Origin of the sequence: Burkholderia sp. 572 (genome assembly GCF_040545135.1) — a bacterium.
GTDB lineage: Bacteria > Pseudomonadota > Gammaproteobacteria > Burkholderiales > Burkholderiaceae > Burkholderia > Burkholderia cepacia.
The window spans coordinates 34,274-46,339 of the sequence record NZ_JBEPLH010000035.1; the positions used below are offsets into that span (position 1 = coordinate 34,274).

Here is a 12,066-nt window from a genome sequence, read left to right on the forward strand (position 1 = left end):
GGGGCAGGCAGTTTAAAATCCACCGACGAATAATATCCTGCCGTTCCTATGCGGGGTTCCGAGGGCGCCATGCAACTGTCAGATATTCCGGGTTTCTTTGGGCTACAGAGCAACCGACTGTTCACCATTCAGACGCCAATGAAAGGGCGGTCGGATCTCGTGCTGGTCGATTTTCAAGGCAATGAAGGCTTATCGCAAAATTTCGAGTTTCACGTTCGGCTTGCTTCGCAAGACCCGAATATCGAACTGAAGAAGTTGATCGGCCAGCCAGTGACAATTACGTTACAGCTCACCGACGCGCTGGCGAGCTCGGAAGAACGGTATTTCCACGGCTACGTCGCGAACTTCAGTCATCTCGATCACGACGGTAGCTTCACGATTTATAGCGCGACACTCGTGCCATGGCTGTGGATGCTTTCGCGCAGCCGCGACATCCGCATTTTTCAGGAAGAAAACACAGAGGCGATTCTCGCGAAGGTCTTTCGTGAGTACGGCAAGATTGCGTCGTTTGAGTTCCGGCTGTCGAAAGCGACGAAGAATCGCAGCTACTGCACGCAATACCGCGAAACCGACCTCGAGTTCGTTGAGCGGCTGATGCAGGAAGACGGGCTGTTCTTCTTTTTCGAGCATGCGAAAGACGGTCACAAACTGGTCATCTCGGACAACTCGATCGCCGCGAAGTCGATCAGCGGCCGCAGCCCCACGCTGCAATACACGAAAGGCGAGGCACTCGACAGTTTTGCGGTCGTCACGTCGTTCCAGGCGAGCCGGCAACTTGAATCGAGCAGCGTCGGATTGAAGACATTCGACTACAAGGTGCCGCACGCGCGGCGGTTTGTCTCGGGTGGCACGGAAGTGGACCAAGGCGAAGTGCCGCCGTACGAAGTCTACGATTACCTGGGCGAGCACGGCTTTCCGGACAGCGATCGCGGCGAAGCGTTGACGCGTTTCAGGACGCAAGCGCTCGCTGCTCACAGCAAGGTTTTTATCGGCACGAGCACGAGCCGGCGGCTGTCGCCGGGCCGGTACTTCGAACTCGATGACCACTACGACCATTGCACCTCGAAGGCGGAGGATCGCCAGTTCCTGCTGACGACGGTCACGCACAGTGGCACGAACAACTACCAGGCCAGCGAAGGTGGCGCGACGTACCAGTGCAGCTTCGTCTGCATCCGCAAGAAGATCCCGTATCGCCCGGCGTTTACGATCGAGCGGCCATCGATCATCGGCCCTCAAACTGCCGTCGTCGTCGGGCCTCAGGGAGAGGAAATCTATACCGACAACCTGGGTCGTGTGAAAGTGCAATTCCACTGGGATCGGCTTGGCAAGCGCGATCAAGGTAGCTCGTGCTGGGTGCGGGTCGGGCAGCCGTGGGCAGGGCGGGGCTTCGGCATGATCCAGATCCCGCGGATCGGTGACGAGGTCGTCGTAATTTTCCTCGACGGTAGCCCGGACAGGCCCCTGATCATCTCGAGCGTATACAACTCAGCCAACATGCCGCCGTGGGTTTTGCCGGGGAACGCGACGCAAAGTGGGATTCTCACGCGATCGACCAAGACCGGGAACGTCAACACCGCCAACGCCATACGCTTCGAGGACAAGAAGGGCTCGGAAGAAGTCTGGTTGCACGCCGAAAAGGATCAGCGCCTCGAGGTCGAGCACGACGAGTCGCACTGGGTCGGCAACGATCGCACGAAGAATATCGACCACGACGAAACGGTGCACGTGAAGCATGATCGAACCGAAACCGTCGACAACAATGAGACGATCACGATCGGTGTGGATCGTACCGAGCGCGTCGGCAATAACGAGACGCTGACGGTCGGCGGCAATCGGAACGAGACCATCCACGGGATGGAGAACCTCGTGATCGCGCTCACCTCGACCGAGACGGTTGGGCTCGCGAAGGCACTGACCGTTGGCGGTGGATATCAGGTCACGGTCGCTGGCGCAGTCAACACGACTGCTGGGTTGGCCAGTGCCGAAGAAGTGGGCTTGTCCAAGACGTCGATGGTGGGGCAGTCCTATACGATCAAGGCCGGCAAGGTGTTCGAGGTTACGGTCGGCAAGTCGACCTTTCGCATGGACGAGGACGGCAACATTACCCTTAAGGGCGTGAAGCTGCTCATAGAAGGCTCTGGTCCGATCGAAATCAACGGCAAAGACGTGGACGTGAACTGATCCGATGGAGTTCATCAACCACACTCCCTTTCCAGCGCTGGCCTTCGCTGGTGTTGATGCGCGTGAGCAGGAATTTCATGTCGTGGTCTTGCGGCAGACCCTGACATGGAACGACTCGCGCGACCTCTTTTTCTCTGACGTGCAACAACCGTTGTGTGAGGCAGACGAATTCTTTGGTCCGGACATGCAGGGCAGTGTTCGACAGGAATCGGACTTGTGCCAGTACAAGCCGCGGTGCGACGTGATCGTCAACGCGACGGCCTATCCGCCCAGGGGGCCGGACGGGCGCGCTCCAAATAAGTTCGACGTACGGCTTGGGGTGAGTCGACCGGGTTCGCCCGTGCCATTGCCGCTGGAGCCGCATGGACTCAATCCGTTAATGCCCGCTTCGCCAGAGGCGATCAGTGCGTGGAAAGCGGAGGTCGAGCGAGCAAAGAAGGCGCTACCGCAAGGTGAACGCCTGATCGACAAGACGCTCGTTGTGACGGGGGAGCGTCACTTCGTTCGGCGGACGGGGTTGCGACGTCTCGCGGCCGCGCTGCTCAAAATTGGCTCTCTGGGCATCTTCCGCCTGCCGGCATGGCAATTAACGTCTCCGCTGCCAGCACGCGATATTCAGGTTAACTTAGAGCATGCGTTCGGCGGCCAATGTCGTATCGAGATCGGCAGCAAGGCGGCCGAGCGGGTCGCAAAGAAGCAACGATTGACGCCTGACCAGGCGGATACCCACCCCGACGCGCCCAATGCCCCGGTCGCCCATGATGCGTTTTCAGCCAACGTCTCGGGACAGGGGTTCGTACGCGACTGGTATCTGGAGGCGACAGGTATCAACGTTGTCGCTGCGCCGCAAATCGAATATGCGGCGCAGCCCATTACCGTGGCCGACTTCGATACGGGGCGAGTCGGAAAACTTGCTGATACGGCGCCGCTCGTCGCCGGGCTCGGTATTCGACCGAAAGGGCATCCCGAACGCGCCAAGCTGGTTGGCACCATCGATCGCGCGTTCATCGAAAGCAACGCGTCCTTGCCGAAGGATTTTGATTTTGCCGTCTGGAATGCGGCCTGGCCGGATCAGCAGGTGGATGTGCTGCGAGGCGATGAGCAGATCGAACTGGTGAATTTGTGCGCGCCGGCTACGCCCCGTGCCACGAAGGACGCCTCTGGCAATGTCACGTTGACATTGACTCTTCCCGGCCACCTGCCGTTTGTGCTGGTGCGGTTCGAAAACGGGAGTATCGGGGAGTTGGAGGCGCGACTCGATACCGTGCTGATCGATCCTGATCAACGCGTAGTGTCGTGCGTGTGGCGAGCAACACTGGCCAAGCAACCTGGCGTGCGTGCCGTCGAACTGCGCATGCTCGAGCGTAGCGACGTCGACCTGATGGCGTCGGCGAGCTCGCAAGGCGAGGGGAGGGCGTATGGCTGATCACCTCGGGGCTCGAAAGAACAGTTCGTTCAAGGCGGTTTCAACCGCGCCGTCAATCAACAAAACACCAGTCGGCAGCAGCACACCCCCGTTGCCCTACCCAGTGACCGAGGACCTGTCGAGTAGCATGGGTACGGTGCCGAACGTCCGATTCAACGGCGATCCGGCTTACGTGCTCAGTCAGAGCACCCAGCCGAGCTGCAAAGGGGATGCCGCAGGATCCTGTAACGGTGTGAAGAGCGGGACGGTGAGTGGTGAGGTGAAGCCGGTTAAGGGTTCGAGCACGGTTCGCATCACGGGCAAGCCGGTCATTCGCGAAGGAGATCCGTGCACGCTCAATAGCGGGAATTGCCCGGGCATCTACGTGACTCAGTCTGCCCCGAGCGCATCGATCGCAGGGGGCAAGCCGAGCGCCAGCAGCAATCCACCGGTCAATCCGGAGACACCCAAGGAAGAGGGTTGGTGGGGTGCGGCGAGTCCGTGGGTACACGGCGTGCTAGGCGTCGCGAGCTTTGTGCCAGGCCTCTCCGTCGTGAGCGGGGCGGTGGATGCCGGGATCTACGCCGCTGAGGGGAATATGGTCGAGGCAGGACTATCTGCCGCGAGCATGATTCCTGGTGGGAAAGTGGTGACCACGGCCGGCAAGCTTGCGAAAGGTGCGGTCGGTCTCGCCAAGGGCGCGCACGTTGCGGAAGAAGCAGCGAAAGCGGCCAAGGTGGCGAAAGAGGCTGAAGAGGCGGCGAAGGCGGCTAAATTGGCGAAGGAGGCCGAAGAGGCCAAGAAAGCCCAGGCGGAAGCGGAACGACTCCGGAAGTTGAAAGAGGAAGGCGAGGCGGCAGAGAAGGGCAAAGACGGCCTGAAGGTCAAGCTGAAGCGGATGAAAGAGCACTTGGTGAAGTGCTTCAAGAAGAACGCGAAGGGCGACCCGAAAGAGTATGACCGTCAGCTGCTCGAGCAGGAAAAGGGCTTGAACGACCTGAGCGTGAAAGAGTATCTCGAAGGGCGAGCGCGCTATCAGCAGATCGGTCGGGCAGGCACTGGCGCCGCGCAGGCCGAGGCGAGAGCTGCGTACTCAGCCGAGTTGACCGCCAAGTTTGAAAAGGCGTTGAGCAAGCAGGGTATCACCGGCGAGGGCGCCACGAAACAGGCCCAAGCAATGGCGGCAGATCGGATGAGCACGCTGGCTGCGTTGCATAATCCAGACATGATCGCAGGTGGCAAGGATGCCGTCACCATGATGGGTGATCGCGGCGTCAACTCGTCCATCGGATCGCAGTGGAAGGATCGCGTAGCTGAGCTTGACGATGCGGCGAAAAAAGTCCCTGAGGCAGAGCGGGGGGGTACTAAAATGAACGCTAAGCTTAAGCGATGCCAATAGTGAGGAAGCGCAATGGATAATTTCATGGAGAATTTCTTGGGGTACAAGGGATTCGGGCCAGCAATAGATCGACGCGACGTTCCCTCTGAAAAAATCGAGAAATTCCGGGGCAAGTTGCCGAACAAGCTACTGGAATACTGGCAGGAGTACGGGTGGTGCGGCTATGCCAACGGCTTGCTCTGGACGGTCGACCCGGACGAATGGGAAGACGAGTTGGAAGCGTGGATCGGCGAGACGGAATTCATGGAGCGCGATGCGTATTACGTCATTGCGCGTACGGCCTTTGGTGGATTGATCCTGTGGGGCGAGAAGACCGGGCAGTCTCTGAAAGTCAAAACCCCGTATGGCATGATCTTTCCGTCCTTTGACGAGGAAGAGTTCGAAGAGGACGGCCCGGACCTCACTATCCAGCTCTTTTTTAGTACATGCAGCAAAGAGATGTTTGATCTGCTGGATAGCGAAGAGGCGCCCCTCTTTGAGCGTGCACTAGACAAGCTGGGGCCTCTCGATCACACCACGATGTACGGGTTCGTCCCCGCGCTCGCGCTCGGCGGGACACCGGCGCTCGAGCGCCTTCAAAAACTCGATGCGCATGTCCATCTGGACATTTTGTCTCAGGTGACGGAACTGCAAGTTATGCGCGACATTGCCCAAGACGCTCGCGGTGCGGGATTGCTGTAGCAGGAAAATAGCGGAAATGACGCATGGTATGTCAACGATCCCAAACAACGAGCATGCTTAAAAAATTCGTAGGCCATACCATTGCCGTGGTCATGGTGGCTGCCTCCACCGTCGCGACGGCCGTGACCCCCAGCGTCCCGGTACTGCGAGTAACGGCGCCTAATGGTCAGTCCAGCATTCTTGTCGGCTCTCTACACGTGCCAGTGGAGGGCCTGAACCAACCGTCACCGTCGATCTTTGCTGGGGCCCGCCACTATGTCATCGAGCACAGCGGGTTTTCGACCTTGCCGGCCGACACGTCTTCAGGATCCGGTACTGCGCAGCACTGGGCGAAATCGCTAACTGACGCTGAGATCAATATTTATCTGCGGCGGGCCAATTGTGCCGGACTGACGGAGACTTTTGCTCGGAACTTGCTCCAAGAGCCGACTCCGCATGAGTCGAACGGCCTCGCGTACACCATTTGCTCGCTACCACGTCATGCAACGTCGCGGGACGCTTATCTGAACAGTATTGCCCCCGTCGCACTTGCTCTGCACCCAGAGGTCTTGGAGGATGCTGACTGGGTCGAACTGCAGCGTAGAAAGGTACCGGCCAGCTTCGACGTCAGCGGGTTCAGGTGGGCGCTCGCGCACGATCCGAAAACAGTGTTGGAGCAGACCCGTGACGCGTTGAACGTCGGCGACTACGACGCCATTCGCATTCAGGTCCTCGAGTCCCTCGGTTCACCGGCCGCGGCGACGGTCTTCACGAGGTACATGGTTGACGAACGAAACGTCGAATGGCTTCCCCGTCTCGACGCAATCCTCAAGGACGGCCATGCCGTCGTCGTGGTGGGCGCGATGCATTTTCCTGGGCCATCTGGGCTGATCACGCTCCTGCGTGAACGAGGTTACAAGGTCGACGCGATAGATTGGCCAAGTGTGGCCATTAGCGATACACCTTAAGGCTTGGCCCGGTCCAGAAAAACGCAGCACGTTGAAAATGCAAACCAGTTCCGACGTTAGTATCTGTTATGTAAAGTAGTTTCGAGTGCTTATAAACGGGAGGGCGTCCCCATGGAACCTTCTGGCATGTTCGCATCCGGTGTCGACCTACGATCCGTTCTCGGCTGTGGGGTTCTCACCATCGCTGTAGCAGTGTAGCGACCGAGGCGAAAATCACGCAGCAAGCCCGCATGACGATCACGCCCGACCTGCCGCTGCCGTTTGACGCGCAAGCCGCCGCAAAGATCGGCGGATTGGTTGTTGTGATCTCAGGCGCCTCTTGTCGTCATGCTCACTTTCGCACTGGGCGGCTGTTGAAATTCGGAGCGGTGACCTGGCCCACTCGATCAATCGCGCTGGCTGCGCGTTTTAGGTAGCATGCCGTGGAAGCAATGAAAAAGGGCTCCAACGGCATAAGCGATGGTCGCTTCACTGCCGCTGGAGCCCGTTCAGTGCCAGCCAGTTACAGGCCTGCGGCCAGTGCCTTAACCCTCTCGGTTGTTAGTGCGTTGCCGGCAATGCCCCAGTCACCGCTCTTTACTTCTTCAACGATGACCCAGGTAACGGGCCGCATGTTTTCGCCCTCGATCGACACCATGGCGTCGGTAAGGGTAGAAATGATCTTTTCCTTGTCGGCTGCGGAGAAAACGCCTTCGATGACTTTTACGTTAATGAGCGGCATAAGTGTTCCTTGGGTTCGTTTGAATTGATGAAGCTGTCTTGCCTTACGTCTGCTTGATTCAATGGCATTGCTTCACAATTGCATCTCGGATTCGTTCGAGGGACAGCTGAAGCTGCGCCCGCGGACACGCAAGATTGAGTCGCACTCTGCGGTCGCCGTTCTCGACGAACATCTCTCCGCCTTCCAGAACGACGCCTGATTTTTCAAGAAAGAAACGCGTGAGGTTGACTGAATCGTCGAAATAGGTACGTAGGTCGATCCACGCCAGATAAGTCGCTTCCGGAACGCGAAATTTTGCTTTTGGCAAGTGATCGCTCAGAAAGTGTTGAGTCAGGGCGAAGTTCTCGTCCAGATACAGCCGCAGCGCATCCAACCACGGAGCGCCATCGCGGTACGCACCGATGGCGGCGGCGAGACTGAGCGGGTTCACGAACGGGTAGTGGCGCCGTTTCCATTCCGAGCGCAATTCCGGATCCGGGATGATGACGGTCGCGATCATCATTCCTGCCAGATTGAACGTCTTGCTAACGGCCATGCACGTGATGATGTCCGGGCTACCCGGGAACAACTTCGCCAACGGCGTGTGTGCATTTCCGGTTCTTAGCAAGTCGCAATGGATCTCGTCAGAAACAATCTTCACACCGTTTGCGATGCAGAGTTCACCCATTCGGCGCAGCTCGTCGCTTGTCCAGATCCGGCCGGTCGGATTGTGAGGGTGGCAGAGGAAAAAGAGCTTCACCGCCGGATCGCTAACTTTCGCTTCGAAGTCCTCAAAGTCGATCGAGTACTTGCCGTCGTCGGATGCGAGCATGCGCGACGTCACGAATTCGCGATCGCGCTGAAGCGCCGCGTGTTTGAAGTATCCATAGGCCGGCGTCAGACTAAGCACTTTGTCGCCAGGGCGGCACACATATTCTACGAGCGCGAAGAGGGCAGGTATGACGCCGAGTGAGACCTGCATTTCCTCGCGAGCGAAATGCCAGCTGTATCGTTGCGCACACCAGGAGCGGAAAGCCTGATAGAGCTGCTCGTCCAGGTCCGCCGTGTAGCCGAAGATGGGATGTTTGAGGCGCTCGGTAATGGCGTCGATGGCGGCTTCGGGGGCGGCGAATTGCATGTCGGCGACCCACATCGATATCAGCTCTTCTCTCGGCACCTCGAGTGCAAGTGCAGGTGCATCCGCTCCGAACAGATAATTCGCGAAACCCTCCTCCGCCATTGCATTTGTGTTGCGGCGGGAGATCGAGCGATCAAAGTTATAGCCCATACTGGATTCTCCATGTACGAGATCAAGCGTTCAACGAGCCTCGCGCGATGCAGCTGTTGGTCTATCGCACCGACGGACGACGGCATATCCGCTTGACCTTTCGGTCCCATGACGCGCAACAGCTTCGAAGGCCTGCATTGACGTCGATGGGGAGTCTGAATGTGGCATGCAACCTGAGGCGACGCGTCGGCCGGTCCGGATCATGGTCGGACGGCCAAGTTTCGCCAGATCTTCTGATGCTATTAAATGCCGATGGGAAGCACTTCGAACGACTTGGAAAAGTTGATTCGGAGACTTCCCATGCAAGCAGTCCGAGCCCGCCGTACCTCATCTCGCGTTTATGTCGGGGACCGGAATGATGCGTCGGCATTTCAGTCCGATTACGCGGTTTCTTGCTCGAAATTCGGATAATCGGTGTAGCCCTTGGCACCAATGACGCCATAGAAGGTCGACCGATCGGGCTCCGTGAGCGGCCAACCGTTCTTCATCCGCTCCACCAAATCGGGGTTGGAAATGAAGGCCGTGCCGAACGCGATCAGGTCAAGTTCTCCCTTCGCCAGTTCGGCTTCGGCGAGCTCTTGCGTGAAGCCGCCGGCGCCGATCAGCGTGCCTTGGTAGGCCTTGCGGAAGGCCGCACCAAAGCCATCCGGAGTACCTGCTGCCGAAATGGTCGTCTGATAGTTCAGGTGCACGAACGCCAGCTTCCTTTCGTTCAAGGCAGAGGCCATGCTCGCCCACGCATCCGCTTCCCCTTCGAAGGCCTCCATATCGTAGATGCGCCCGAACGGCGAGACCCGCACGCCCACCTTTTCACCGCCAATGGCGTCCGCCAGGGCGTCGATCGTCTCCAGCAAAAAGCGCTGACGATTAGCGATGGAACCGCCATATTGGTCGGTGCGGGTGTTCAGCGCGCTGCTCAGGAACTGGTCGAACAGGAAGGCATTGGCCGCCATCACTTCCACGCCGTCGAAGCCTGCGTCCATCGCCCGACGCGCGGATGCAACGAAGTCCTGAGTGACACGTTGCACTTCGTCCGTGGTCAGCGCACGCGGCACACTCGGGAAGACCGGGCCCTCCTTGCCGGGTTCTACCCACGCGTAGACCATGGTCGTGGTCGCCGGCACTTCGCCCGACGACACCGGAGCCGCATTGCCAGGCTGGATGGAAACGTGGGACAGCCGGCCAACGTGCCAGAGCTGGGCAAAGATTTTGCCGCCCTTTTTGTGCACGGCGTCGGTGACCTTCCGCCATCCTTCCGTCTGCTCGTCGGTGTACAGACCCGGCGTATACAGATAGCCTCGGCCCTCTTCGGACACCGGAAGACCTTCGGTGATGATCAAGCCGGCGGAAGCACGCTGCGCGTAGTAGAGCGCGGTGAGATCGTTGGGAATGTTATCGGGCGTACGCGTGCGCGTCATCGGTGCCATGACGACGCGGTTGGCGAGCTGCGTCCCGGAGAGATCGTAGGGCGTAAACAATTTACTCATCATGTTGCTCAAAATGTAGGTGCGCCAGGGCGCTGGTGAGTGTCGGGTTAAATGCGAAATGAAACGGATGGCTATCTAACAGCCGGGAATCTGCTTCACGCGCATTTCGGTCAGTCCGGAAAGAATCGATACCTTGTGAATGGGGGGCTGCCTGCCTAGTGAGCGCACCCGTCAATGCTGCAGCTCATGCCTCCGGTGTCTTCGCTTTCGTCCAGTACGTTCTCGGCGGAGTCGAACAACGCTTTTTCGAACACGGCGACTTCACGTGCGCCCGAGAGGTACGTTCGGTTGTTGAAGACAAACAGCGGAACGCCATTTGCGATTCGATTTGCCTCTGCTTCATCTCGCGCGATTTCGGACACCATCTCGCGATCGTCGAAGGAGAGCGACGCAGCAGAAATGCCGATGCTCTTCGCAAGGTCGATGAGCGCGGCTCTATCGAAGATGTCAATCCCGTCGGTCGTCGCGGCCCGGTAGATCGCTTCGATCATCCGTTGTTTGTCTTCGGACGTTTGGACACTTTTGACGAGTAGGTGCGCGTCGCTCGTATCGCCAAAGCGCATGGTCTCGAATCGGTAGTTCAGACCTTCCTGGGCTCCGGCCGAGCACACCGCATCCATCATTCTTTGCGCTGCTGTCGCGTTTCCGAACTTGGCATAAAGCGCGTCTGTAAAGCCGGTCGGAACCATGCCTCGCGCAAGACGGTAGGACTTGTGTGTCACGACCACGTCGACGTGCTGCGTCACGCCTTCTATCGCTTTTTCCAGGCGTCGTTTTGCGATCCAGCACCAGGGGCAGACAAAGTCCGACCACACTTCTACATTGACCCGCTTCATGTTTCATCCTCAGCTAGAAATTGCTGCCTCGTGGCGCTCCGCTCGCAGCGGCAGCGCCGGGTAGGACATTTACTCGCGACCGAGATGGTCCAGCGCGTCGAGGACATGAGTGCTATAGACCACAGCGGCGCCGGCATTGAGATTGATGGCGACACCAAGTGCTTCTGCGACTTCTTCCTTCGTCACACCAAGCTTGTTGGCTTCTGCCGCGTGAAAAGCGATGCAGCCGTCGCAGCGTGTTGTGACAGCGACTGCCAACGCAATCAGCTCTCGCGTCTTTGCGTCGAGATGATTTGTCTTGGCGCCGGCGGCACCGAGCAAACCAACGCCTTTGAGCGTGTCCGGGGTGTACCGTGCGAGTTCATGCACGCGACGGGTGACGGCGCCGATTGTTTCAGTCCAGTTTTCCATGGTTTTCTCCAAATAACAACCAACTAGTTGGTAGGGTAAATACTCAAATAAAAGAGCCATGTTCACGCGGAAAACGGCTCTGGCGCTGGGTGCAACGATGAATCGTTTGGGGAAGCGATCCTCTTTTTATGCTGCGGAGACGATGAGTCGAATGATGCCGCGGTCGAGCGTTTCGCCGTTCTTCATGGCCCACTCGACAAAGCTGGCTCCCTCTAGAACGCTCAATACCTGATACGCCTTCTGGCAGCTCCCCACACCGGCGGGGATCTCGCCGTCGCTGATGCCCTTGTCGATGACCCTGGTCAGCCAGCGCAGTTGCAGCTCGAAAAACCGGTGCGTGAGCTTCTGCAGTTCGGGCGGCAAAGCAGCCATCTCGGCGGCAAGCGCACCGCAGAGCGGGAGCAGGCTTCCATCACTGCTGGCGCGAAAGGTATCGAAAAATCCGTTCAAGCGGCCCCAGAAGTCCTCATTCTCGCGGTCGATTCGCTCGAACGCTTCCACCACTCTCGCGACATAGGCTTCCACAATCGCAACGCCCAGATCTTCCTTCGTCGGGAAGTGATGGTGAATGCTTGCCTTCCGGATGCCAACGGTTTCGGCCAGATCCGCATAACTGAAGGCGGCATAACCCCTCGAGCGCATCAGGCCTTCTGCAGCTTGAACCAACGCGTCGCGCGTACCTACTGCCATGCATCCTCCGGCACACTGCCATCTTCAATTGAACGAACCCA

At 58.5% G+C, this 12,066-nt stretch carries 12 protein-coding genes; 6 read left to right on the forward strand and 6 right to left on the reverse strand.

Annotation, left to right across the window (positions count from 1 at the left end; translation table 11 throughout):
• The first annotated feature begins 69 nt into the window (after positions 1 to 69).
• The 6 genes from ABIC51_RS37730 to ABIC51_RS37755 all read left to right on the forward strand — a co-directional run bounded on the left by ABIC51_RS37730 (position 70) and on the right by ABIC51_RS37755 (position 7,029).
• Complete coding sequence (locus tag ABIC51_RS37730; RefSeq protein WP_354006995.1) at positions 70 to 2,181, forward strand: type VI secretion system Vgr family protein; 2,112 nt, start codon at positions 70 to 72, stop codon at positions 2,179 to 2,181.
• A 4-nt stretch (positions 2,182 to 2,185) separates the two neighbouring features.
• Complete coding sequence (locus ABIC51_RS37735; RefSeq protein ID WP_354006996.1) at positions 2,186 to 3,607, forward strand: DUF2169 family type VI secretion system accessory protein; 1,422 nt, start codon at positions 2,186 to 2,188, stop codon at positions 3,605 to 3,607.
• The gene (locus ABIC51_RS37740; protein ID WP_354006997.1) at positions 3,600 to 4,985 is read left to right on the forward strand and encodes a polymorphic toxin type 15 domain-containing protein; all 1,386 of its coding nucleotides are present in this window, start codon (positions 3,600 to 3,602) and stop codon (positions 4,983 to 4,985) included. The genes ABIC51_RS37735 and ABIC51_RS37740 overlap by 8 nt, the downstream gene beginning before the upstream one ends.
• Before the next feature lie 24 nt (positions 4,986 to 5,009).
• Positions 5,010 to 5,666 carry a GAD-like domain-containing protein gene (locus ABIC51_RS37745; protein WP_234044167.1) on the forward strand — a complete coding sequence of 219 codons (657 nt, stop codon included), beginning with the start codon at positions 5,010 to 5,012 and terminating at the stop codon, positions 5,664 to 5,666.
• A 53-nt stretch (positions 5,667 to 5,719) separates the two neighbouring features.
• A complete protein-coding gene (locus tag ABIC51_RS37750) occupies positions 5,720 to 6,613 on the forward strand; it encodes a TraB/GumN family protein (RefSeq protein WP_165940678.1) in 894 nt (297 codons plus the stop codon).
• 230 nt (positions 6,614 to 6,843) lie between these two features.
• Positions 6,844 to 7,029, forward strand: a complete 186-nt coding sequence (locus ABIC51_RS37755) for a hypothetical protein (RefSeq protein ID WP_354006998.1) — start codon at positions 6,844 to 6,846, stop codon at positions 7,027 to 7,029.
• Between the two features lie 86 nt (positions 7,030 to 7,115).
• On the opposite strand, the gene ABIC51_RS37760 is transcribed toward ABIC51_RS37755, so the two are convergent.
• The 6 genes from ABIC51_RS37760 to ABIC51_RS37785 form a co-directional block, all read right to left on the reverse strand.
• Positions 7,116 to 7,334, reverse strand: a complete 219-nt coding sequence (locus ABIC51_RS37760) for a tautomerase family protein (RefSeq protein WP_047902686.1) — start codon at positions 7,332 to 7,334, stop codon at positions 7,116 to 7,118.
• Between the two features lie 58 nt (positions 7,335 to 7,392).
• Positions 7,393 to 8,601 carry a MalY/PatB family protein gene (locus ABIC51_RS37765; protein ID WP_354006999.1) on the reverse strand — a complete coding sequence of 403 codons (1,209 nt, stop codon included), beginning with the start codon at positions 8,599 to 8,601 and terminating at the stop codon, positions 7,393 to 7,395.
• 380 nt (positions 8,602 to 8,981) lie between these two features.
• On the reverse strand, positions 8,982 to 10,091 hold the full coding sequence (locus ABIC51_RS37770) for an alkene reductase (protein WP_146254964.1): 1,110 nt from the start codon (positions 10,089 to 10,091) through the stop codon (positions 8,982 to 8,984).
• Between the two features lie 152 nt (positions 10,092 to 10,243).
• Positions 10,244 to 10,924: a DsbA family oxidoreductase gene (locus tag ABIC51_RS37775; RefSeq protein ID WP_146254965.1), complete on the reverse strand. Its 681-nt coding sequence runs from the start codon at positions 10,922 to 10,924 to the stop codon at positions 10,244 to 10,246.
• Positions 10,925 to 10,993: 69 nt separating this feature from the next.
• Entirely contained in the window at positions 10,994 to 11,335 is a 342-nt protein-coding gene (locus ABIC51_RS37780) for a carboxymuconolactone decarboxylase family protein (RefSeq protein WP_011548518.1), read from the reverse strand.
• Positions 11,336 to 11,461: 126 nt separating this feature from the next.
• Entirely contained in the window at positions 11,462 to 12,025 is a 564-nt protein-coding gene (locus ABIC51_RS37785; protein ID WP_011695171.1) for a TetR/AcrR family transcriptional regulator, read from the reverse strand.
• Positions 12,026 to 12,066: the final 41 nt, after the last annotated feature.

Excerpts from the sequence above, each read along its gene's own strand:
- ABIC51_RS37775 (WP_146254965.1), bottom strand. The coding sequence starts at position 10,924 with ATGAAGCGGGTCAATGTAGAAGTGTGGTCGGACTTTGTCTGCCCCTGG.
- ABIC51_RS37765 (WP_354006999.1), bottom strand. The coding sequence starts at position 8,601 with ATGGGCTATAACTTTGATCGCTCGATCTCCCGCCGCAACACAAATGCA.
- ABIC51_RS37750 (WP_165940678.1), top strand. The coding sequence starts at position 5,720 with ATGCTTAAAAAATTCGTAGGCCATACCATTGCCGTGGTCATGGTGGCT.
- ABIC51_RS37780 (WP_011548518.1), bottom strand. The coding sequence starts at position 11,335 with ATGGAAAACTGGACTGAAACAATCGGCGCCGTCACCCGTCGCGTGCAT.
- ABIC51_RS37735 (WP_354006996.1), top strand. The coding sequence starts at position 2,186 with ATGGAGTTCATCAACCACACTCCCTTTCCAGCGCTGGCCTTCGCTGGT.
- ABIC51_RS37760 (WP_047902686.1), bottom strand. The coding sequence starts at position 7,334 with ATGCCGCTCATTAACGTAAAAGTCATCGAAGGCGTTTTCTCCGCAGCC.
- ABIC51_RS37730 (WP_354006995.1), top strand. The coding sequence starts at position 70 with ATGCAACTGTCAGATATTCCGGGTTTCTTTGGGCTACAGAGCAACCGA.
- ABIC51_RS37745 (WP_234044167.1), top strand. The coding sequence starts at position 5,010 with ATGGAGAATTTCTTGGGGTACAAGGGATTCGGGCCAGCAATAGATCGA.
- ABIC51_RS37755 (WP_354006998.1), top strand. The coding sequence starts at position 6,844 with ATGACGATCACGCCCGACCTGCCGCTGCCGTTTGACGCGCAAGCCGCC.
- ABIC51_RS37785 (WP_011695171.1), bottom strand. The coding sequence starts at position 12,025 with ATGGCAGTAGGTACGCGCGACGCGTTGGTTCAAGCTGCAGAAGGCCTG.
- ABIC51_RS37740 (WP_354006997.1), top strand. The coding sequence starts at position 3,600 with ATGGCTGATCACCTCGGGGCTCGAAAGAACAGTTCGTTCAAGGCGGTT.
- ABIC51_RS37770 (WP_146254964.1), bottom strand. The coding sequence starts at position 10,091 with ATGATGAGTAAATTGTTTACGCCCTACGATCTCTCCGGGACGCAGCTC.